We start from the raw sequence: 22335 nt of genomic DNA, 5'->3' as shown, positions 1-22335 counted from the left end.
AGGTTGTTTTTTATTCAACAAAATCACAAGAAACGCGTCTATTTTTGTTTAATTCATCCCACATCATTTCACCTTTACTTGTAACAGTTAGATGACGATCTTCGCTATTTCTCTTCACTAATCCTTCTGCTAAACATTTGTCCAAAAGCAGCCTTCCCAGTCGACCAGATAAGTGAAAACGGCGTTCTGTCCAATCCAAACATGGTTTAATAAAATTAGCGTCTTTTTTTTCTTTTGAAATATCAATGCCTAATGATTTAAACAATTCTTGCCCTTCACTCGTTAATTGCAATTCGTTTTGATATCCTACCAGAAAACCGGAATTGATTAAGTAGTCATAACAATCAACCCCCACCTTGCCTGCCATATGATTATAACAACTTCTGCAATAAGCAATTTTATTAAGAGCTACCCTTTGATGATATGACTGTGTTGGTTTTTTAGGGCTAATCACCATTAATTGTTCAATTAAATGCGCAATATCTAGACTACTCAACTGGTAATAAACGAACTTACCGCGTTTATAATAATCCAACCACCCCTCATTATAAAATCTTTTTAAATGATAGGAAGCTGTTTGATCCTTTATCGTGGCAACTTTGGCGATTTCATGAACTGTGTGAAATCGGCCATCCATGAGAAATGTTAGAATCGTTAAACTAGATTGATCAGCAAGTAATTTAGTTATATCAATCATATTTGGTAAACCTTGTTCTGTCATAAAATTCCTTTCAAAAACATATCGATGCGCATCGAACAATCTTTCATATAAAATAACTGTATCATATCGAAAAGGATGACATCAAAATGTTCAAACAAATTCACAAAGACAGCCTCTACTATGGTTTCCCAGTCACACTTTTAGCAACACAAAGTATTGACGGCACAGACAATATTTCGCCTATCAGTTCCTCTTGGACACTAAATAATCATGTTGTACTTGGTGTAAGTTTAGAGGGGCAAGCTTATCAAAACATGCTCACAACGAAAGAAGCAACTATCAACATTGCCGATAGTAAAATTTGGTCCAATATCGAGCGTATCGCAAGAACAACTGGAAAATCACATATTGATCGTAATAAAAAAATGATGGGTTATCAATACTGTTCTGACAAATTCCAGCTTGGTGGTTTTTCCAAAATCCCCAGCGCAACTGTCAAAACAGCTGCTATACGTGAATGCCCAATTCGAATTGAAGTAATCATTAAAAATATTGCACCTCAGGATGATTTTGCCATTATTATTTGCAAAATTAAAAGCATTTTCGTTGATACTTCAATTCTACATGACAATAATCACATCGACGTCACAAAATGGCAGCCCCTACTTTATCAATTCCGATCATACACAACAACATCCGCTAGTTTAGGAAAAAATTTTCGATTTGAAGAATACTTGGATGTCACCAAACCAGCCAACTAATCTGTAAAATATATTGATGACACTATCAAACAAGCTTTTGAATGATCTTGTCAAACGCGCGTGTTGGCAAAATAGTGTGTAACGCAACTAATGCCTTGGCACCGTAACCAACTAAATATCTTGTTTTTGTGCGTTTATTGATAACAGACTTCACAATTGTATCTGCTATCACTTCTGGAGCAGTTAACTTATCTGATGAATAAAGTTGTCTCATACGTTCTGATGCCGCTAAAGCATGTTCTTGGTAAGGTGTCCCTTGAGACGTTTTTTTAAGATTATCAGCTGCTATTATACCCCAATTCGTTTTAATACCACCAGGTTCAATGAGCACGACATCAATGCCAAAAGGCTTTACTTCCATTCTCAGCGCATCACTAAATCCTTCTAGTGCATATTTTGTGGCATGATACCAAGCACCCATATAAGTTGTCATTCTACCAGCCATCGAGGATACATTGATAATGCGACCAGATTGTTGCGCTCTCATGTAAGGTAAGACTAGTTGTGTCAATTTGGCTAATCCAAATAAATTAGTGTCAAATTGTTTTTTAGCCTCCGAAATGGGCACGTTTTCAATGGCACCATAGGATCCGTACCCAGCATTGTTGATTAAAACATCAATTCGTCCAGACGCCTCAATAATGTGCGCCACTGCTTTAGTAATCGTCTCATCATCGGTAATATCCATATAAATTGGTGAGACACCTAACTGAACTAATGATGCCAGCCTGTCTACACGTCGAGCCGCACCATAGACTTTGAACTGTTGAGTCGCTAATTTTTTAGCTGTTTGATACCCAATACCACTGCTAGCTCCCGTAATCAAGACCACTTTTTGTGCTACCATCGTTTTTATCCTCCGCTTGCTTGCCTTAGATTTTAGCATGTTTTGGCAGACATAAAAAGCCACGATTCAGCGTTAACCTCATCATGACTAAAAATGAAAAATAATTTAAATTGCGCGTTTCATTACGATTTAATTTTTTCGTGCTACTTGTTTAAAGTATGTTTTTGATGTCTTCAGGTAGATACCAAAATATATTAGCACGACCCCAGCAATTGTAAGACTCATTGTTGTATACACCACTGGTCCTATCGTTACCCCGAATATTTGTAAAATTTTATTGATCATTGGCATTGCAAAACATAAATGTGTAATGGCAACCACAACCGGCAATCCAAATACCCATACAACTTGTGATTTGACCGTACGTTTCACCTCACTATGAGACATACCTACTTTTTGCAAAATGTCAAACTGCTTCTTATCTGAACGTCCCTCGGAAATTTGCTTATAGTAAATAATGAGTCCTGTTGCCATAATAAAGCTGATTGAAAAAATCAAACCAATAAAGAAGAATCCCCCATAGAAACTTTTTAGCACTGACATAGTTTCTGATTTACTGTCAACAATAATATTTTGTTCACCCTTAAATGTTTTTAAGAACTTGTCTTTTTGCTTGTCTGAGCCTTTGATATCAAACAAAAGTTGGTTAGTATACGAAATAGATTGTTTATTCTCACCCAAATCATTGAATGCTGAACCAATTTTGTCTGTCACAGTCTTAGACGGTATCACAATAATCATTGAGTGAGTCATGCTAGCTTGCATACTTGGCACGCCATCGATTTTAGATAAATGTTTTTTGACATGATAGCTTTGATTCAAGAATTTGATCGTATTATTCTTAAATGTACCTTGCCGATCATAAGCATAGACTTCGTTTGCCGCTAATGTCCCACCATGTTGATTTGTCAACTGATTAAATTGTTGGATTGTCATAAATAGAAAGTCTGACAAATTATCAGCTCTTGTAACTGTTGTACCACTTAACGGCATGGCATGACCACTGCTGGTTAAATAACCCGTGATTGGATTACTGATTTCCATGTGATACATTTTACTGAGCACCACATTATTATCAGCAGCAGCTTGTTTCACCTTATTTTCCGATATGCTTTGATTAGCCACGTTAGTCATCATAACATCACGTGGAAACTGTTTATTGACATAATCTTGCTGTCCTACAAACATTGATACCGTCGTGACAATCACAACTAATGCCATTGTAGTGAGCAACGAAATACTTGCCAAGCCGGTGGCATTTTGTCTCATCCGAAACAACATATTAGAAACAGTAATGAAATGATCTGTTTGATAGTAGTAATTGGTGTGCTTTTTCATTGTTTTTAGCACAATAGTAGATGCCACAATAAATAGCAAATATGTCGCTATTACAACCATGATTACAGCTAAGAAAAAAATTCTCATTGCCTTTAAAGGGGAGTTGACAGTTAGTGAAATATAGTACCCCCAACCCATCAGTACAATCCCCAAACCAAATAATAGCCAATGACTTTTAGGTTCACGATCACCCTTTTGTGACGCTTGAAGGAGCGATATTGTTTTCAACCGCCAAATCACCAAAATATCACTTAATAGCAGCAGCATAAATACTAAGCCAAAGAATATCGTGACGAAAATGATTGCACCTAAAGCAATGTTGAGTTGAAAGTTATTGCCCCCAACTAATTTAATAAACAGCAATAATAATAGTTTACTAAACAGCACACCAGTCACAACCCCAATCACTGTGACAATCATGTAGTTGATCAATTGTTGTCGCCAACTAATTTTGATGAGATCTCTTTTTTGCATCCCTAAAATGCTGAATAGCCCAAATTCCGATTGTTTGCGTTTATTTAAAAAGCTGTATGTATATAGCAAAAAAATGACAGACAACAGACCAATAACGATTTGTCCAAACATAAGCAACTCTATGACTGAGCTACTCGCTCTTAGTGTTTGGACACCTTTTGAATAAATCAATAATTGAATGACCAAGTTCAAAGCCACCGCAGCAGTACCAGCCAACATAAATGGTAAATATTCTAACTTATTTTTGACAATTGATTGCCAAGCTAATTTCCAATATAACATGTCACATTGCTCCCCCAAACAAATTTGTTGTGGCATCATTAATCGTAATTAACATTTCTTGATCATTACGATTACCACGATAAATTTGATGAAAAACCATCCCATCCTTGATAAATAAAACGCGCTTAGCACAGCTTGCCGCTAACGCTGAATGCGTCACCATCAGAATTGTCTGATTACTTTCATTGTACTTCCTAAATAGCGACAAAATTTCAGCCGCATTTTTTGAATCCAGTGCCCCAGTTGGTTCGTCACCTAGTAAAATATCAGGATTGGTAATCAAAGCGCGGCCAATCGCCACTCGCTGCATTTGTCCGCCTGATAATTCAAATGGATATTTATTAAGCAAATCTTGAATACCTAATTGTTCCGATAATCGGTGCAATTTTTCTGCTTTATTTTTTGTTCTGTTTGCCAAAACGAGTGGTAAATAAATATTGTCTCTGACTGACATTGTATCTAGTAAGTTAAAATCTTGAAAAACGAAGCCCAAGTGATCACGTCGATAGCTTGCCAATGCTTTATCAGATAAGGTAGTTAAATCCTCGTTATTAAGCATAATTGTCCCTGTTGTTGGCTTGTCTAATGTTGCAATACAGTTTAACAACGTTGATTTTCCGGAACCAGATTCACCCATAATTGCAATAAATTCACCAGCTTCAACTTCAAAATTGACGTCAGCCAATGCCGTAACCGTATTGTTTTTAAATTTACCTCGATACTCTTTTTTGAGATGCTCAACTTTTAGTAATGTCATAAAATGAATTCCCCCTTGTTATGTCTATATTCATTTTAAATGAAAAAAGAGGTGATTTACCTTACACCTCGCCATTTAATCTTACAGTTTCGTAAGATTGTGTTTTTGTCTGTTTAAAGTCAATGGTGACCTTAGTACCTTTTCCCACAACAGACGCAACTTTAATATCATGCCCGAGTTCGGATAGTATTTCTTTCACCATAAACAGACCTAGCCCACTACTGTTATTTTCAAGCCGACCATTTAGTCCCGTATAACCTTTGTCAAATAATCTCGGCAAATCACTGGCTGCAATGCCAATACCAGTATCTTCAATCACTACTTGATGCTGATTAACAAACATCACTTGAATGCGACCTTGTGGTGTATACTTAATCGCATTAAAAACAGTTTGTTCTAAAACAAATTGCACCCATTTAGGATCACTCACAACTGTAAAATCATCGCCCACCATTGAAACCGATAGATTTTGGCGGATGAAAAACAATTTATACGCTTTAATCACATCACGCACAATTGCCTGCAAATGGATAGGTTTGAATGTCAAGTCTTGATGTAAATTCTTGAGACGAATAAATTGTAACATCATATTCAAATATTGATTCACAATGAGCAATTGGTTACTCGTTTCATATTTTTCAATCGTATCGGTTTGATTCATCAAATCCAACACAGACAATGGCACTTTAATTTGATGTGCCCACATGGCATAGTAATCTTGAATGTCTTGCATGGCGTTAGCCTGAGTAGCTAACGCTTTTTTCTGCTGAAGTGCCTGTTGTTTGAGCAAATTTTGGTACAAATGAGTCACGGAAGAAATTGCTGGTAAGCTTAAATTATCGACCGACAAGCAATCATCTGACAAAATATTTTTTAAAGTTTTTCGTGTTTGGAACCATCGCCAAAACAATAACAATGTCATACCAAATAAAAAATACAAGCCCACATAAAGTGCATCAATTACAGCATCAATATCTAGAGAGCGCATCACAACACTCCAAAATAAAGCCCCAAAAATGAAAACAAAAAGCAGGTAAAAATACCAATAATCCAGCAAAAATAACCAAATTGATTGCAAACATTTTTTAATCATTTAACGACAACCCTTTCCCTTTAACCGTGACCAAAAATTTTGCAAATCCGATTGTTGCAGTTTTTTGACGTAAACGTGCCAAAGTCACTGACAACGTATTGCGATCAATAAAAATATCATTGTCCCATAAATTTGACATAATATCTTCGCGAGACACCACTTGATATTGATGACTAAATAATAAGTGTAACAACTTGGTTTCATTTCTAGTCAAAGTTACTGAGTGTGTTCCCGTTCTGAGTTGATCATCAATAATATCTAAACTAAAATCTTGAAATTTTAGAACGCTTCGATCAGACACAAACGTATATTCACGACGCAAAAGCGCATTAATTTTAACAATCAACAATTCAATATTAAATGGCTTGGTGACATAGTCATCACCACCAAAATTCATCGCCAAAATTTGATCTGTGTTGTCATCACGACTGGATAAAAATATAATTGGAACCACACTATCCTTTCGGATTGCTTGTGTCCAAAAAAAGCCATTATGATACGGTAAATTAATATCCATTAAAATTAAATGCGGCGCAAATTGATCAACTTCTGTTTTGACATGATTGAAATCATGGCACGCTTCAATTAAAAATCCCCAACTTGATAATGATTTTTTTAATAAATTAACAATTTCATGATTATCCTCGACTACAAATATTTTAAAACCCATGGCACTCCCACTTTTTTCATCTTATTGCAAAACGCCGGGCTTGTATTTCGCCGACATTATTGTTAAATTATAGTTATCGTTTTTACTATACCTATTGTAATATATGATATACCAAATTGTGACCTTTCCGGTCATCTGTTAGTTATCATTTATCACAAATAACCCATACCACAGGAGAAATTATCCAAAGCATGACACCCATTGTAACAGAACGACTGATTCTTAAACCATTGCAAATAGATGACTACGAAAGTTGGTTTAATGGTTTTTCTAATCGCTATCCTGCCCAAAGTCCTTATGATGAGGGCAAGTTAGACATGAGCATTTGTACAGCAGATTGGTTTGCCGACTTAGTTGGTAAGCATAATCGATTACGTGAAACTGACGATATTTTGATTTTGGCTATCTTTGATAAAAATCACAATCACATCGGCATGATTGATGTTGCAACGCTAGCTAGAGCAAATATGGCCTGGGGAGAATTAGGCTACTTTATCCATAATCAACTATGGCGTCAAGGCTTTGCCTTTGAAGCGTTATCTGCACTCATGCCCTACCTTGCTGACACAGCAGGATTTCATCGTATTGAAGCTCATGTTGCATTGGAAAATTATCCTTCTCAAAACTTACTCAAGAAATTAGGCTTTTCATTTGAAACAGTTCGAAAAGGCTTCATGTTAGAAAATAATAAGTGGACCGATAAAGCAGTCTTTTATCGTAATCTCAATTAAAAAAGAGTGGCACATTGAACGTGTCACTCTTTTTTAATTGAGATTGTAGAACTAGTATCCCGTTTACAGCAAATTAAATTGATTCAATCATTGTCTTTTTTGACGACATTCTTCAAATCACTTTGAATTAATTTGACTTTTTTATTATTATCCAAAAATAATGGTACAGTTTCTTCAATAACATCACTTAACTCAAGCCCATAAAAGCTACTTGGTTTAACAGTGTGGCCTTGCAACCATAAGCGACCACCAATCAAGAAACGATCCCAAGGATGAATGTTTGGTAAACGCAATAAATCAGCTGAATATTGATTAGCAATAACATACTTAAAATCACTCACACTACCGTGCTTATCAATCGCATATCTTGGAAACTGAGGTTTTAGAACTTCTTTTTTAATTAAGTCGTTAGCAATTTGTTTGATATACAGATGAATTTGCGGCTCAACTTTAAAACCAAGCCTGAATGTGACATGCACCATATTTGTTGTCCCCATCATATCAACTGCGTAACTTTTTTCATAAGGATCCGTTGCTTCACGAACGGTGACAAACCAGTAAACAGCAGCACGCTTGGGCTTGGATCCTATCAATGAGTAAATAACGGATCGCTTCAACATGTAATTTTGATGGACGTTAGCAATATAAACAAGATTTGTCGCAAATAGCGGCTCATTTTCATCTTCAGATAAGTTGACTAACTGTTTACGATAATCTCGCAAAGACAAATAATCATCTTTTTTGGCAATTTGTTCACGACGTTTATTACCATAAAACCAAACGGTCATCATTATCAAAATAGCCAACATGATAATCAAGGTGGCATATCCACCGTGTAAAAACTTACCAAGACTAGCAATCAAAAAGACAACTTCAATGAAGCCAAACACAATCGCAAACAAGCTTGCCACAAGGCTTGACTGATACTTCCTCACAAATTCAAATAGTAGCACTGTTGTCATCAACATGGTAATTGTAATTGACAGACCATAAGCTGCCTCCATATTGTGCGAAGTTTGAAATACCCATACAATAATCAAGCCTATCACACACAAAATCCAATTTACAGTGGCAATATACATTTGACCACGAGCGTCACTAGGATAAAATGTCCTTAGTCTTGGGATTACTTTGAGATTAATTGCCTCACTAACTAGAGTATAGGCACCAGAAATCAACGCTTGCGATGCAATTACTGCCGCTAAAGTTGCTAATATAACCCCGACAAGCCGCCAAGAATGAGGCAAAATCTCAAAAAACGGATTTGAGGCTTGCTTCAGAAGGTTTGCTTGGCTGCTATGGGTCATAATCCACGCCCCTTGTCCCATATAATTTAAAATCAACATTGTATAAACAAACGGCCAGCTAATATAGATATTGTGCTTACCAACGTGACCCATATCTGAATAAAGTGCCTCAGCACCAGTGGTAGCCAAGAAAACACTTCCTAATATAAAAATACCAGTTTTATTTTCTGGGCTCATAAGTACCTGTATCGCATAAACGGGCGACAGTGCTTTCAGGATCGATAAATCACTAAAAATATTAATCAAGCCAAAGAAACCAATAAAAAGGAACCACACTAACATAACCGGCCCAAATAAATTACCAATCTTCTTGGTACCTGCCCGCTGAAATGTAAAAATAATCACCAAAATAACTGTTACGGTAACCATGACAATAAATTGATCATTTGGAAAGGATAAAATGCCAAATCCTTGCCCTTTTAAACCTTCAATTGCTGTTGTTACGGTAACGGCAGGCGTCAGCGTCCCGTCTGCTAACAAAGCTGATCCACCAATTAAAGCTGGAATCAACAGCCATTTTTTATTGACACTTTGAACACGACTATAAAGCGCAAAAATGCCCCCCTCCCCATGATTATCAGCACGTAATGCAATCAAAACATATTTAATGGTCGTAATCAACATCAGTGTCCAAAACACCAAAGAAACCGAACCAATAACAAACTCATTTAAATGCTGAGTACTTCTTGCACTATTCAAGATGGAATTCATCGTATACAATGGCGACGTACCAATGTCGCCATAAACGATACCCAAAGCAATTAGTGCGCCCGCAGACGACCATTTAGTCTTTTTTTCTAAATCCATTTGTGATTCCCCTCTTAATTATGGATACTTTACTAATTTACGATTTGTCAATATTATAACAGTATTTATGATTGGTAGACCAATAACATTGTCATAGTTTGATATGTTACTTGTGGTCATTTAGTTTGTATTAAAAAGTCAACTACTGTCCCTGTACTGCTTTTGTCGTGAAAATAACCAGAAAATGCTTGCAAAATCATATTACAAGTTTTATACTTACTTTTAGTAACTAGAAAGAGGTAAACACCCATGACAAAATTTGGTATCGTAATTGGTTCAATTCGCAAAAATTCTTATTCAAAAGGTGTCGCAGATGCACTTGTTGCTGGACTTCCTGAGGACGCAGACGTTACTTATTTAAATATCAGTAATCTACCCATTTATAATCAGGACTATGATGAAAACTCACCAGAAGTTTACACAGCATTTAGAGAACAAGTGGCAGCACAAGACGCATTCATCTTTGTCACACCAGAACATAATCGTAGCATTCCAGCTGCATTGAAAAACGCATTGGATATTGCATCACGACCTTGGGGGCAAAATTCTTGGGCAGGAAAGCCTGCATTAGTCGCCTCACAATCAATTGGTGGGACAGCTGGTGTTTTAGCACATCATGTCTTACGTCAATCATTGGTATTTTTAGATATGCCAACTCTACAACAACCAGAACTTTACATTGGTAACACAGGCAATTTAGCTGATGAAACTGGTCAAATTACAAATGACGACACAAAAGCGTTCTTGGCAGGCGCTGCCCAGAAGTTTGTGACATTTGCTGACAAGTTTTAATCATCATATCAAGCCAAGCAAAAGCTAACCCTTACAGGGTTAGTTTTTTTGATCACTACCAAATGATACACTCGACCAAATCAATTACTTGAATAATAACGAACATCATAGTATGATTTGTTTATAAGGTTTACGTAAGCGTTTACGTAACTATAACTCACTGCTACTTAATAAAAAGGAGAATGGTTATGCACACAAAAGATTTTGGACTCGATACTTTTAGTCTTGCTGGTAAAACTGCCTTAGTTACTGGTGGTGCATCAGGATTAGGTCGTTATTATACGGAGGCACTGAGTGCGGTAGGCGCTAATATTTTAGTCATTTCTCACAGTGAAAATGGTTGGTCTGAAACAAAAAAAGTGGTTGAATCGAATGGTCAGACTGTCCACTTCCTAAAACTGGATATTACAAGCAAAAATGTTGGGGATGCTGTGACAAATTTTGTTAATGATCACGGTAGTAAGTTAGATATTTTAGTTAACAACGCTGGTCTTCAAATACGACACGAGTGGCAAGCATTTCCTGACGATGATTGGGACGCTGTCATCAATTTGAACCTCAACGCAATGTATCATATTTCAAAAGCTGCTGCGTTGATAATGGCAAAAGCTGGTGGTGGTAAAATAATCAATATCGGTTCAATGCAATCATATCGTGCTGGTAAATTCATTTTCCCATACACAGCCAGCAAACACGGTGTGATTGGCTTAACAAAAGCATACGCAGATGCTTTGGCTCCGGATAATATTCAAGTCAATGCCATTGCACCCGGATATATTGACACACCAATGACCAAGGCTTTGCAAGAAGATAAAACACGAAATGAAGAAATTTTGAATCACATTCCTGCAGGTCACTGGGCCAATCCTAAAGAATTAATGGGAACAGTTGTCTTTTTGGCCAGCCATGCATCCGACTATGTAACCGGTGTCACACTGCCAGTCGACGGTGGTTATCTGCTCCGTTAATTTTGAATAATACTTTTCAAACTTATCACAACGTTATGGTAAACTTAAAAAAGCAATACATTGTTTTGTGTATTGCTTTTTTTAAACGGAGATTATTTTTATGACAAATCAACAAAAACTGACCATTAGCGACATTGCCAAACTGGCTAATGTGTCGATCGCAACTGTTAGTCGATACCTCAATGGTCAACTGAACCAAATGTCTGAAACTACGGCTCAAAAAATCAAAAAAATAATTACTGAAACTGACTATATTAGAAATTCGGCTGCAGTTCAACTCGCAAAAAAACGATCAAACTTAGTCGCTGTTGTTGCCTCTAACATCGATGAGTATTTTTCGTCTGAATATTTTAAAGGGATTGTTTCAATTTTAAGTGCTTTTGGATATATCGGTGTCTTGCTGGATTCTGATTCCAATCTAAAAACAGAAAAAGCACATTTAGAGTCCGTCTATAATCAAAATTTTGCTGGGATTATTTTACAACCACTGACAACAGATAGTGCAGTAATTCGTAAATTTTTGAACAATAATATGCCAATTGTCCTAATTGATCGTGAGTTTGCTGATTTAGAAATGAGCTCGGTAACAACCAATAACTTTGAAATTGCAAAGTATGCTATGTCCCAACTTTCTCCTGATTCTTTTTCTAGTGTGACTGTGATTACCGAACCGGTGAAAAAACTGTCGACACGGGTAGCACGTGTTGCAGGTATTAAAACCGTGTTTGATCAAGTTAATGTCATTGAAACGCAGTCCGAGCATTTTGATGTGAATAAGCTATCAGAAACAGTTGATCTAAACAATCCCAAAAATTTACTAGTGGTTTTGAAGGAACGCTTATTGATTCAGTTATTGACACACCCTTCTTTTTTAACGCAAGCGCATCAGACGCAAAATATAACTGGCTTCATCGATACTGCGATGCCCCGTTATCTTGCACCGAATTTCAAATTCATTCAGCAATCACCCTATTTGATGGGGGCTTCTGCTGCGGAAATACTCATCAAACATCTATCGTCAGAAAACAATGATTACCACCAGACTATTCAAAACATTATCATCCCCTCACACTACAAATAAAGAATTATCAAAATGTCATAACAAAGCATTTCTTCTCCCAACAGGGTCGAGAAGAAACATAAAAAGCCGACATCAGTAGCCTGCTTTGACCAAAACTTACACGCGCGCATTGCTACCAATGATTTGTAACGGCATGAAAAATTTCGTCCGTTTGGCCAACTCTTCAAATAACTGATTGTCTAATTCACCTAATTGTGCCAAATGTGTCATTAAACTCATTTCATCAACGAGATGAAATTTTTTAAAATTTAGGGTTGACATAAATTTGCCCAACGCTTGAATATCATCATTTAACATAAAAAATGGTTTTTCATTGGCTACTAAGTGAACATAAAGCGTATAACGAGAAGATAACAGTGCCAAAGGCGCATTCCGAACTGCAGAACGGTAAATACCTATTTCTAAAAATGTAATCTGATCGGTTGAAAAAGTTGCAAAAACATGCTTGGTTTCATCGCCAATCTTAATCTCATCATTTTTCAATTCAAGTACTCCGATTGGAAATGGATTAGAAGCTAACACTTTTGAAAATAAGCTATTTGATTGTGGCTGTTGCGGAAATAATTCACCATCTATATTAAAATCAATAAATGTTAATTTTTTGTCAATATTATTGGGTATGTCCATCATTGTTATCTGTTGCATAGTATGTGTCATGTGTTTTCTCCCTGATAGCCATTACTTATTGTGACGATTACGCCATGCCCTGATTCCCAGCATCACCATTGTCACTAAAACAACAGCAAACAAAAAATAACGCATTAATTCGCCAACTCGAAAGCCTTCCTCGTATGCACTCACCAAAAATAACATAATGTTTCTCCTGTTCTCTCATTAAAATATCACCAATAATGATATTTTATGACATATAATATCAACTCAACTACAATTATGTAATCGGTTTCATAAAATGTCAAGATATTCTTGTACACATTGTATAGTTAAAAAGGACATCAGTTCTCATTCGAGCTGATGTCCTTTTATCAATAATGCTAACCTTCAAAAATATCGCGCCGTTAACGTTAGTTGATCGTTATCCGTGTAAACCTCAATAATATCTTTATCAACTACCAACAGCACTTCATCCAAATTACCGGTCACTTCACGACTTTCATATTGGTCACTTTCCCATTGCTTACGCGTCATGGTTAATCGATTTTCTTGACGTGATAAGGTTAAATCATCGCCGAAATTTATCAGCCAGTCAGCTTGTGTGTGCAACGCGTATGCGCCCACACCACTAACGTCTTCTGGCTTTACAGATATCGGCTGCACTAATTCAGCGATTGGTGCTTGGGTTAATTTGTTGTCATCAGTAACGTGCAAAACTCTTGGTAATGACAAGACATGAACCCAGTTGTCCTCTGCGATAGTCGGCACCTTGCTTTCACGCTCTGGGGTCATCATTCCTGCCCATCCCCACATAATACGGCGGCCATCTGGGGCGTTTAATGTTTGGGGCGCATAAAACTCAAATCCACGATCGACTTCTTCAAATGATGTTTCAGGTGTGAAATGAGCCGTTTTTTCATCAAAATGTCCCACCACATAACCAGTGTTATGAATATTTTCGTACCGGTGATTAATTTTATCCGGCGCAAGACCCTGTGGCGAGAACATGAGCACTTGTTTGCCATCAACTTCAATTAAATCAGGACACTCAAGCATGTAACCACGCACCTCAGTTAATTCACCGGTAATCAATGAGCCTCTAAATTGCCAGTTTTCAAAATTAGTTGATTCGTAAACAATAATGTCACCAATATTATTATCAGGACGTGCACCTAATATCATGAAAAAGTGTCCATTTTGACCTTGCCAAACCCTTGGATCACGTACATCTTTTGTAAATCCTTCAGGATGAGGAAACAATTGACCTAACCTAGTGAAATTAAGCCCGTCATCACTCACCGCCCACATTTGATGTGAGGCGACACTATGCCCAGCTTCGTCACGTACATTACCGGTATAAAAAACATACAACCGATTATCTTTAACAAATGCTGTACCAGAATAGATGCCAGCAGCATCTTCAGCCAATGACGGCTTCAAGGCTGTCTCAACACGTTCCCAAGTGATTAAATCTTTAGAAACAAAGTGTCCCCACTCTTTATACTTGTGATTACAAGCCTTTGGATTCCATTGAAAGAAAACATGATATTTTCCTTTGAAATAAACCAAGCCATTGGGATCATTTAGTAATCCCTGTGTTGGATATAAATGAAATTCCTCTCGGGAAATTGTATCGTTCTTTACTAACATTGAAACCTTCCTTTTGTTATTGTGCCTTAGGTACGATTGTCAAAATATCATCTGTCGTAATCACTTGATTTCCATATGGTGCATCAACGATTACCTGCTCAAAATTATTTGTGTTTGTCACTAAGACCATTGTCGTTACGGGATAGCCAGCGTCTTTAATAATAGCTGCATCAAACGTTCCTAGTTTATCACCTTTCGAGACAGTTTGTCCTTGTTTGACAAAGCTCTCAAAGCCTTTACCATCTAAATTAACGGTATCGATACCAATATGAATTAAAATTTCAACCCCATCTGCTGTGGTTAAGCCATAGGCGTGTTTGGTGGCATAAGCAACAGTAATTGTACCATCTGCCGGTGCGACTATTGTCCCATCAGCTGGTTCAATCGCAGCACCTTTACCCATCATACCACCGGCAAAAACAGGATCATTGACAGTCGCCAAATCAACTAATTGACCAGAAACTGGGGCACTAATTTCAAAACCATCAACAGTTGAAGCATCAGCTGAAACATCTGTGGTTGCTTGTGATGCATCATTATTTTGATTTGGCATGTGTGACTTACCATACGTTAATGTCACAACAAACGAGACAATGAAAGCAACTGCTACTGCTAAGAAGAAACCAACCCATTTATTAGCTGGAATAGCAATAAAACCAATCAAGCCGGCAGGACCAAGTGATGATGACATCACGTGGAATAATCCCATAACCAAAGCCGCAATTCCTGACGATCCTAACGCAATAAAGAATGGGAACTTATACTTCAAATTGACACCAAACATCGCAGGTTCAGTAATACCAAGCATTGCCGAAGCACCTGCTGATGAAGACAACGCACGAACTTTTTCATTTCCTTTACTCAAGAAGTAAATGGCAAATGTAGCAGCGCCTTGCGCGACGTTTGCCACAGTAGCAATTGGGAAAATAAAGTCGCCACCCGTTTTTGCAACGTTGGCCAACAACTGCGTCTCAATTGCTGGGAAACTCTGATGAAGTCCTGTAATCACGATAGCTGAGTAGAATGAACCAAAGACACCATAGCCAATAAAGCCAAATGTTGTCACTAACCACGTCAACCCGTCTGTAATACCGTTAGATACTGTCCGTAAAACTGGACCAAGCACAATAAAAGTGATAAATCCTGTAATAATTAAGGCTAACATTGGCGTGAATGTAAAATCAATTGCGCCTTTCAAGTGCTTATGGAAAAACTTTTCCAATGTAGCCAGAATGAAAGCAACACCAATCACTGGCAACACTTGTCCTTGATAACCTGCCTGTGCGACGGATAAACCAAACAAATCCCAAGTTGGCATTTTTCCTGTCGCAACTGCTTCAGCAACATTATAACCATTAACCAGACTTGGCATCACCAACATCATGCCGGCAGCGGCACCAAGAATTTCATTACCACCAAATCGGCGTGTCGCTGTGATACCAATCAAAATTGGTAAAAATGCAAATGGCGCTGAAGCCATCAAGTTGACCATCTCAGACACTCCCGTAATGCTGGGATACATGCCTACCAATGATTTTGGGCCAAACATATTGGGCTGCGTTAAAATGTTGTTCAAGGCCATCAATAAACCACCAGCCACCAACGCTGGAATCAATGGCACGAAAATATCAGATAAGACCTTAACCAAATCCATTAAAGGATTCTTTTTACCAGAAGCCACAGCTATTTTTTTGAGATCGTCAGTTGAAGCCTGCTTAACACCAGTTAATTTAACAAATTCATCATAAACACCATTAACATCTCCTGGACCAACAATGATTTGATATTGACCATTGGCATTAAATGTTCCTTTTAAATCTGGATCATTATCCAAAGCAGCTTGGTCAATATTTTTAACATCCTTCACTACCAAACGTAGTCTCGTCGCACAATGTGCTGCGGCTACGATATTGTCCTTCTTGACTGCTTGCGCAACACGCTCAGCCACTTTCCTATAATCCATATTCTACTCCTTTTTTCAAATACTGATGAGATATTTGGAACCGTTTCCATTTCCTTAACAATTACATTGTAACCGCTTTCAATGATTAATGCAATCTTTTTTTTTAAATTAATTTTTAGAACTGAAATATTGTCTTGCGTATTTATGGTACGATAACCTTATGGAAAAAAAGATTACAATTGCAGACATTGCCAGAATGGCTAACGTCGCAAAAAGCACCGTTTCACGTTACTTAAATGGTGGCTCTGTAAGTGAAAAAACACGTCGCAAAATCGACACAATTGTTTCAGATTATAATTACCAGCCTAATGCTTTGGCGCAAAATTTGAAATTAAAAATTAACCACACTGTCGGGGTCATTGTCCCCCGTTTAGATTCAACAGCACAGGTGGAAATGTTGCGTGGTTTGGATGCTGCCAATGATGAGGACACTTTTTTAATTGTCAACACTTATCAATCGGTCGCGCGCGAGTTAGCGGCGATAGAAAAGTTGCGTAACCAGCATGTCAGTGGTCTAATCATTTTAACCGCTAATATCACTGATGACATTCGTGACGCACTGAAAGCTTTTGATGTACCAGTCGTCATTCAGGGTCAAGATGAAGGTGATTTTCATCGCGTCTTAATGAATGACCGTCAAGCCGGTGACATAGTTGGGCAGTATGCCATGTCTTTAACCCCCAAAAAAGTATTATTGCTGACAATACCTGAACAACAAGATTGGTCCATTGGCCATGAGCGTTTTACTGGGGTTTATCATGCTTTAGCAGACTACGACGTCACCACTATTCATACCAAATTTAACATTGACGAGGCTAGAAATGATGCATTACGTGTCATGTCTGAGAATACGTTTGATTTGGTGATTGGTGCCACTGATCGAATGACAATTGGTGCATTACAAGCTGGTATTGCCACTCATCAATCAGCCAAATATATTGGATTTGGAAAATCTGATTTAAGTACAACTGTCACCCCTCATCTCACTAGCTTTGAATATGACTTCTATGAAACAGGTAAGCTAATGTATAATCTGTTGAAAAATGTTCGTGAAAATAACCCTTCAGAAAAGCAACGTCTTGTGTTTGATGGACAGTTAGTTGAACGTGAATCAACACAAAATTTTTATTGATTATTCCAGCAAAAAATGCTATGCGCAAATCATGGTTTGCGCATAGCATTTTTTGTATTCATTAAATCTTTTTAAATAAAAATAATTTAGTGTCTCGAGCATCATACCCTAACTTTGAAAAGGCAAAAAGTTGTCCAGAACTCAAATAAGAATCATCTCGCACACTCAATGTGGGGCTTTGCTCAGGCCTATCAAAAAAAGCTGCCATTTCTTGACTCATTGATCCAGCTTCAATAATAGTATCTTGAAAGCCGACTTTTAAAGCATCATTTTCTTCTACAAAATTAAATAATGAGCCGTAAAGCGCTGTTTCTGGAATTTGATGAACAATGTTTCGCAAATAATAAGACTGCTCAAAAATAAATGGCTTATCGTCAGCATATCTAAATCGTCGCACACTCCACAGCGGGATGTTCGAATCTAATTGAGTGCCGATGGGTAGAAAAGCGGCTTCTGCAACTGTCGTGGCCTGTATCGTGGCATGCTTAGTTGTTAAATGACGCCCTTGACGCGCCATTTCATCAGTCATACCGACAGGATTTTGTAACGAAATGGCATGATTGTTCATTCGTGGTCTCACAAATGTACCAATACCATGCGCTTGGAAAGTATAACCCATTTGGCTTAGCTTTTTCAGCGCTTGTCTTAGTGTATACCTTGTGACTTGATAGGTTGCCATTAATTCAGGCTCTGGAGGCAATTGCATTGTGCCGGAACCGGTCGGTAACTGTTGGATGTCATCCATTATTTTTTTGACTAATGTGTCTGTTGCAACAGAACGCTCTCCCTTTGCCATAAAATTTTCCTTCCAGATTTCGTATTTTCTGACGCACTATCATCCATTATGCCTGAATTTAGCGTAAAACAAAAGACTTATTGTTCGGAGAGGTCGCCACAACAAGTCTTTGCTCAACTTAATTCAAATTATCACCATTTGTTGTAATCACCTGATTAAACCATGCGAAGGAATCTTTTTTCAATCGTTTTAAACTACCCTCGCCGGCATCATTTTTATCAACATAAATCATGCCATATCGCTTATCCATTTGTCCGGTCCCTGCTGATACCAAATCGATGAAGCCCCATGGCGTGTAGCCAATCAGATTAACACCATCAACATTGATAGCCAACGCCATCTGCTCAATGTGTTGGCGTAGGTAGTCAATACGATAGTTGTCGTGAATTTGACCATCTTCAACCTTATCAAATGCACCCAATCCGTTCTCAACGATAAAGAGTGGCAATTCATAACGATCAGTCAGCCAATTTAGCATATATCGTAAACCAACAGGATCAATCATCCAACCCCAATCTGAAGCAGCCAATGTTGGATTTGGAATTTCTGTTTTGTCATCTCGTGTTGTAAAGTCAGCACGCTCATCAGCGACTGCTTGCACAACGTGGGAAGCATAATATGAAAAGCCGAGGTAATCCACTGTACCAGCCTGCAAGACATCTAAATCAGATAATGTGATATCTAAATCAAACTGTCGTTGTTTGAAATATTGACGTAGCCAAGCAGGATAGCGCCCTTTTATTTGAACGTCAGCGTACCAAGTATTGACTTGCATAGCGCGTTCTGCCTTCATGATGTCTTTTGGATCTGGACTAGCCGGATAGGCTGGTCCAAGTGCCAACATGGCACCAATTTGGAAGTTAGGATTAATATCATGGCCAATTTGAACGGCCAAGGCACTCGCAACCACTTCATAGTGACTAGCTTGATACATCACACGCTCAACATCTTCATCTGGTTTAACCACAATACCAGAATTTGTAAACAGTGACCATTCATTCATCATTGCTGATTGATTATTGATCTCATTAAAAGTCATCCAATATTTGACCTTGTCACGATAGCGTTGGAAAACCACGCCGGCAAATTTTGTGAAGAAATCAATCATCTTGCGATTACGCCAGCCGCCATATTCAGTCACAAGATGATAAGGCATTTCAAAGTGAGACAGAGTAATAACAGGTTCAATGCCCTTACTTAATAATTCATCAAATAAGTCATCGTAAAATTGAAGTCCCGCTTCATTGGGTTCATCTTCGTCACCATTAGGGAAAATTCGTGTCCAAGCAATACTGGTACGGAATGCCTTTAAGCCAAGTTCGGCAAATAAAGCAACATCCTCTTTATAGTGATGATAGAAATCAATTGCCTCATGATTAGGGTAGTTTTCATCAGGCAAAACGCCATCTGTAATCCGTCGTTTGGTCTGATTATCGCCAGCCGTCATGACATCAGCTATGCTAATGCCCTTACAGTCTGCCTGCCAACCACCTTCAAATTGATGCGCCGCCACGGCACCGCCCCACAAAAAATCTTTTGGAAATGTACTCACAATTATCCTCCTATTAAGCATTCACTGCGTTTGTTTGTTCATCACGTACTAACTTGCCATCATAAAACTTGATAAATGGATACCAAATGACAAAGGCCACTATGACACAAACTAGTGCTAAGACGGCTGCCCGCCAATCACCACCTGATCCAATAAATCCTGACAAACCACCCGGCGTTGGCCAAGCAACCTGCGCAATCGGTGGATTAACCAGATGGAATTTGATAGCAAAGTATGCGACTGACATTGACGCCATTGGTGCTAAGAAAAACGGAATAGCTGTATAAGGGTTATACACAACCGGCATACCAAACAAAATTGGTTCGTTAATATTGAAGAATGACGGCACAATGGCAGCTTTTCCAAGCGCACCTAGTTGTGCTGATTTGGCAAAGAAAGCAATGAATATTACCATACCTAGTGTCGCACCAGATCCGCCAATAGTAACAAACGAGTTATTAAATTCACCGGCAAAAGGAATATTGGCCCCAGCTTGGTTGGCTGCCATATTTGACAAGACAATTGGTGTCAAAAATGACGTGACAATTGTCGCACCATGAATACCAACAATCCAAAGTGCGTGCATCAAGAAGTAAATGACTAACAAACCAATCCATGTGTTCGTTAGATTCGTCACGAAACTAAATGGTACGGCAATGACTTTGAAAATATCAGTATTCAAGGCAACCAGTATACCGTTAATAATAATGACTGTGAATGCAATTAGTGCAGTTGGAATTAATGCCATGAATGAATTAACAACACCTGTTGGCACAGTATCTGGCATTTTAATCGTCCAATTTTTCTTCACACAGAACGTATAAATTTTCACAGCAATGATTGACATGATAATAGCTGTGAAGATACCAGTCGTACCCAAACGGGTGACACCACCACCCATTTCCCAACCATCAATAATTTTGCTGTTTTTGCTAACAACATTAATTAATGTCATTGCACCATCCTTGAAAATAATTTCAGGGACACACATTATAAATGCCATCAGCGATAGTAATACACCGTTTAGTGGATTAACGTTAACTTTTTCTTCTTGTGCTTGAATTCTTGTGTATTCATAACCAAAAACAATACAGAAGTAAAGGGCTAAAATTCCCATCGTTGCTGTGTTAGCAATCATGTACAAGCTTGTTAATTTGTCAAATGACGCCGACCAAATGCCTGCTAAAGCAGGAAAGCTTTGGGGGATAATACTTACAATCAAAAACATTGAGCCAACAATTGTAAACGGAATGGACGCCATACCTGCCGCCATAACACCACGAACAATTCTCAACTGTGCTAACTTACCCATCGGTCCCATCAAATGCTTACTTAGAAACTGGAACATTTTGTTATCACTGTTATCCATGATTCACTCTCTTTTCTATTAAACTCATTGCAAACTTACTTTAAAGTCTTGAAGTAGCTTAAAATACTTATCTTGGTCTTGTGAAATTAAACGTGCCCGCCATTCCAATAACAGACATAAGCCCATACCAACCAGTAAAATAATTAAAATAACTGATTGGCTTTGATCATTGATAAATGGCCAAAATGTATGGTTAAATCCAAATAACATCACTATCACTAGTGCCATATTACTTGCCAATTGAACCCAATATCCCGCAATGGTTAGGGTCAATTTATGATTAGGTCGCCAATATTTACCCGTCTGTTCCACAGCAACCGCAATATTTATCAATAGCAACGCTGCAGGCAGTAACCAGTAAAATCCTGTTCTACCAAACAATAAGAACATCCAGTACATATTGGTGAAAAAGAAACCTGCTGTCACATATCGAAAAATTAAAAAGCGATTGAAAGCCATGCTTTTGATGCTTAGATTTTTTCGCCCACGATCCATCATTTCTGACTTATCTTTCACAGTCAATCTCCTTTCGAAAAATACTTTAGCTATTCGTCGACATTAAAAATTGTCATCACCATATCCCCCAGTAAGTTAACTCATTCGAATGACTTAATTATAACATCAGTAATTAAAAATGTAAACGCTTTCTTTTCTTTTAAAACAGTGTTGAGACAATTTTGAACTCCCAAAAA

The 22335-nt window shown here is 37.9% G+C and carries 21 protein-coding genes; 6 read left to right on the top strand and 15 right to left on the bottom strand.

The genetic code is table 11. From position 1 onward, the window contains the following. Positions 1-10 precede the first annotated feature (10 nt). Positions 11-721, bottom strand: a complete 711-nt coding sequence (locus IEU65_RS08000; RefSeq protein WP_010280371.1) for an ArsR/SmtB family transcription factor — start codon at positions 719-721, stop codon at positions 11-13. 86 nt (positions 722-807) lie between these two features. Between IEU65_RS08000 and IEU65_RS07995 the strand changes: the two genes are divergently transcribed. Further along, positions 808-1422 (top strand): flavin reductase family protein, encoded by a 615-nt coding sequence (locus IEU65_RS07995; RefSeq protein WP_010280373.1) that lies wholly within the window; start codon positions 808-810, stop codon positions 1420-1422. Positions 1423-1447: 25 nt separating this feature from the next. Here the strand turns inward: IEU65_RS07995 and IEU65_RS07990 are convergent, their stop codons facing one another. The 5 genes from IEU65_RS07990 to IEU65_RS07970 form a co-directional block, all read right to left on the bottom strand. Continuing rightward, on the bottom strand, positions 1448-2269 hold the full coding sequence (locus IEU65_RS07990; RefSeq protein WP_010280376.1) for an oxidoreductase: 822 nt from the start codon (positions 2267-2269) through the stop codon (positions 1448-1450). Positions 2270-2398: 129 nt separating this feature from the next. Next, positions 2399-4363, bottom strand: coding sequence for an FtsX-like permease family protein (locus IEU65_RS07985; protein WP_010280378.1), 1965 nt, complete (start codon positions 4361-4363; stop codon positions 2399-2401). A 1-nt stretch (position 4364) separates the two neighbouring features. Then, on the bottom strand, positions 4365-5120 hold the full coding sequence (locus IEU65_RS07980) for an ABC transporter ATP-binding protein (RefSeq protein ID WP_010280380.1): 756 nt from the start codon (positions 5118-5120) through the stop codon (positions 4365-4367). A gap of 61 nt (positions 5121-5181) precedes the next feature. After that, positions 5182-6108, bottom strand: a complete 927-nt coding sequence (locus tag IEU65_RS07975; protein ID WP_242455658.1) for a sensor histidine kinase — start codon at positions 6106-6108, stop codon at positions 5182-5184. 97 nt (positions 6109-6205) lie between these two features. Beyond that, entirely contained in the window at positions 6206-6883 is a 678-nt protein-coding gene (locus IEU65_RS07970) for a response regulator transcription factor (RefSeq protein WP_010280383.1), read from the bottom strand. A gap of 191 nt (positions 6884-7074) precedes the next feature. Between IEU65_RS07970 and IEU65_RS07965 the strand changes: the two genes are divergently transcribed. Further along, positions 7075-7614, top strand: a complete 540-nt coding sequence (locus tag IEU65_RS07965; protein ID WP_010280386.1) for a GNAT family N-acetyltransferase — start codon at positions 7075-7077, stop codon at positions 7612-7614. 83 nt (positions 7615-7697) lie between these two features. Here the strand turns inward: IEU65_RS07965 and IEU65_RS07960 are convergent, their stop codons facing one another. Continuing rightward, entirely contained in the window at positions 7698-9728 is a 2031-nt protein-coding gene (locus IEU65_RS07960) for a KUP/HAK/KT family potassium transporter (RefSeq protein WP_010280388.1), read from the bottom strand. Between the two features lie 249 nt (positions 9729-9977). On the opposite strand from IEU65_RS07960, the gene IEU65_RS07955 reads away from it, so the two are divergent. From IEU65_RS07955 to IEU65_RS07945, 3 genes are all read left to right on the top strand, one after another. Continuing rightward, entirely contained in the window at positions 9978-10520 is a 543-nt protein-coding gene (locus IEU65_RS07955; RefSeq protein ID WP_010280390.1) for an NADPH-dependent FMN reductase, read from the top strand. Between the two features lie 188 nt (positions 10521-10708). Further along, on the top strand, positions 10709-11488 hold the full coding sequence (locus tag IEU65_RS07950) for an SDR family oxidoreductase (protein ID WP_010280392.1): 780 nt from the start codon (positions 10709-10711) through the stop codon (positions 11486-11488). Between the two features lie 100 nt (positions 11489-11588). Continuing rightward, positions 11589-12569: a LacI family DNA-binding transcriptional regulator gene (locus IEU65_RS07945; protein WP_010280394.1), complete on the top strand. Its 981-nt coding sequence runs from the start codon at positions 11589-11591 to the stop codon at positions 12567-12569. A 96-nt stretch (positions 12570-12665) separates the two neighbouring features. On the opposite strand, the gene IEU65_RS07940 is transcribed toward IEU65_RS07945, so the two are convergent. The 4 genes from IEU65_RS07940 to IEU65_RS07930 form a co-directional block, all read right to left on the bottom strand. Then, positions 12666-13226, bottom strand: coding sequence for a hypothetical protein (locus tag IEU65_RS07940; RefSeq protein WP_010280395.1), 561 nt, complete (start codon positions 13224-13226; stop codon positions 12666-12668). A gap of 21 nt (positions 13227-13247) precedes the next feature. Then, positions 13248-13382 carry a hypothetical protein gene (locus tag IEU65_RS10480; RefSeq protein ID WP_010280396.1) on the bottom strand — a complete coding sequence of 45 codons (135 nt, stop codon included), beginning with the start codon at positions 13380-13382 and terminating at the stop codon, positions 13248-13250. Positions 13383-13568: 186 nt separating this feature from the next. Further along, on the bottom strand, positions 13569-14831 hold the full coding sequence (locus IEU65_RS07935; RefSeq protein WP_010280398.1) for a glycoside hydrolase family 32 protein: 1263 nt from the start codon (positions 14829-14831) through the stop codon (positions 13569-13571). 16 nt (positions 14832-14847) lie between these two features. Further along, positions 14848-16794 carry a sucrose-specific PTS transporter subunit IIBC gene (locus IEU65_RS07930; RefSeq protein WP_010280401.1) on the bottom strand — a complete coding sequence of 649 codons (1947 nt, stop codon included), beginning with the start codon at positions 16792-16794 and terminating at the stop codon, positions 14848-14850. A 160-nt stretch (positions 16795-16954) separates the two neighbouring features. Here IEU65_RS07930 and IEU65_RS07925 point away from each other — a divergent pair, with 160 nt between their 5' ends. Then, positions 16955-17926 (top strand): LacI family DNA-binding transcriptional regulator, encoded by a 972-nt coding sequence (locus tag IEU65_RS07925; protein WP_010280403.1) that lies wholly within the window; start codon positions 16955-16957, stop codon positions 17924-17926. A 61-nt stretch (positions 17927-17987) separates the two neighbouring features. Here the strand turns inward: IEU65_RS07925 and IEU65_RS07920 are convergent, their stop codons facing one another. The 4 genes from IEU65_RS07920 to IEU65_RS07905 form a co-directional block, all read right to left on the bottom strand. Beyond that, a complete protein-coding gene (locus IEU65_RS07920) occupies positions 17988-18722 on the bottom strand; it encodes a GntR family transcriptional regulator (protein WP_010281803.1) in 735 nt (244 codons plus the stop codon). 118 nt (positions 18723-18840) lie between these two features. Continuing rightward, positions 18841-20274: a 6-phospho-beta-glucosidase gene (locus IEU65_RS07915; protein ID WP_010281804.1), complete on the bottom strand. Its 1434-nt coding sequence runs from the start codon at positions 20272-20274 to the stop codon at positions 18841-18843. A gap of 13 nt (positions 20275-20287) precedes the next feature. Continuing rightward, entirely contained in the window at positions 20288-21643 is a 1356-nt protein-coding gene (gene celB / locus IEU65_RS07910) for a PTS cellobiose transporter subunit IIC (protein ID WP_010281805.1), read from the bottom strand. Positions 21644-21667: 24 nt separating this feature from the next. Continuing rightward, positions 21668-22159, bottom strand: a complete 492-nt coding sequence (locus IEU65_RS07905) for a hypothetical protein (protein ID WP_010281806.1) — start codon at positions 22157-22159, stop codon at positions 21668-21670. Positions 22160-22335 lie beyond the last annotated feature (176 nt).

This window comes from Leuconostoc pseudomesenteroides KCTC 3652, assembly GCF_014634745.1.
Taxonomy (GTDB): Bacteria; Bacillota; Bacilli; order Lactobacillales; family Lactobacillaceae; genus Leuconostoc; species Leuconostoc pseudomesenteroides.
Note: the sequence above shows the minus strand (reverse complement) of the source record. Positions and strands in the feature narration are given on the sequence as shown.

Bases quoted from the DNA above. Each gene is read 5' to 3' on its own strand.
- IEU65_RS07970 (WP_010280383.1), bottom strand. From the start codon at position 6,883: ATGGGTTTTAAAATATTTGTAGTCGAGGATAATCATGAAATTGTTAAT.
- IEU65_RS07980 (WP_010280380.1), bottom strand. From the start codon at position 5,120: ATGACATTACTAAAAGTTGAGCATCTCAAAAAAGAGTATCGAGGTAAA.
- IEU65_RS07950 (WP_010280392.1), top strand. From the start codon at position 10,709: ATGCACACAAAAGATTTTGGACTCGATACTTTTAGTCTTGCTGGTAAA.
- IEU65_RS10480 (WP_010280396.1), bottom strand. From the start codon at position 13,382: ATGTTATTTTTGGTGAGTGCATACGAGGAAGGCTTTCGAGTTGGCGAA.
- IEU65_RS07925 (WP_010280403.1), top strand. From the start codon at position 16,955: ATGGAAAAAAAGATTACAATTGCAGACATTGCCAGAATGGCTAACGTC.
- IEU65_RS07920 (WP_010281803.1), bottom strand. From the start codon at position 18,722: ATGGCAAAGGGAGAGCGTTCTGTTGCAACAGACACATTAGTCAAAAAA.
- IEU65_RS07935 (WP_010280398.1), bottom strand. From the start codon at position 14,831: ATGTTAGTAAAGAACGATACAATTTCCCGAGAGGAATTTCATTTATAT.
- IEU65_RS07960 (WP_010280388.1), bottom strand. From the start codon at position 9,728: ATGGATTTAGAAAAAAAGACTAAATGGTCGTCTGCGGGCGCACTAATT.
- IEU65_RS07930 (WP_010280401.1), bottom strand. From the start codon at position 16,794: ATGGATTATAGGAAAGTGGCTGAGCGTGTTGCGCAAGCAGTCAAGAAG.
- IEU65_RS07940 (WP_010280395.1), bottom strand. From the start codon at position 13,226: ATGACACATACTATGCAACAGATAACAATGATGGACATACCCAATAAT.
- IEU65_RS07945 (WP_010280394.1), top strand. From the start codon at position 11,589: ATGACAAATCAACAAAAACTGACCATTAGCGACATTGCCAAACTGGCT.
- IEU65_RS07985 (WP_010280378.1), bottom strand. From the start codon at position 4,363: ATGTTATATTGGAAATTAGCTTGGCAATCAATTGTCAAAAATAAGTTA.
- IEU65_RS07975 (WP_242455658.1), bottom strand. From the start codon at position 6,108: ATGCGCTCTCTAGATATTGATGCTGTAATTGATGCACTTTATGTGGGC.
- IEU65_RS07995 (WP_010280373.1), top strand. From the start codon at position 808: ATGTTCAAACAAATTCACAAAGACAGCCTCTACTATGGTTTCCCAGTC.
- IEU65_RS08000 (WP_010280371.1), bottom strand. From the start codon at position 721: ATGACAGAACAAGGTTTACCAAATATGATTGATATAACTAAATTACTT.
- celB (WP_010281805.1), bottom strand. From the start codon at position 21,643: ATGGATAACAGTGATAACAAAATGTTCCAGTTTCTAAGTAAGCATTTG.
- IEU65_RS07965 (WP_010280386.1), top strand. From the start codon at position 7,075: ATGACACCCATTGTAACAGAACGACTGATTCTTAAACCATTGCAAATA.
- IEU65_RS07990 (WP_010280376.1), bottom strand. From the start codon at position 2,269: ATGGTAGCACAAAAAGTGGTCTTGATTACGGGAGCTAGCAGTGGTATT.
- IEU65_RS07955 (WP_010280390.1), top strand. From the start codon at position 9,978: ATGACAAAATTTGGTATCGTAATTGGTTCAATTCGCAAAAATTCTTAT.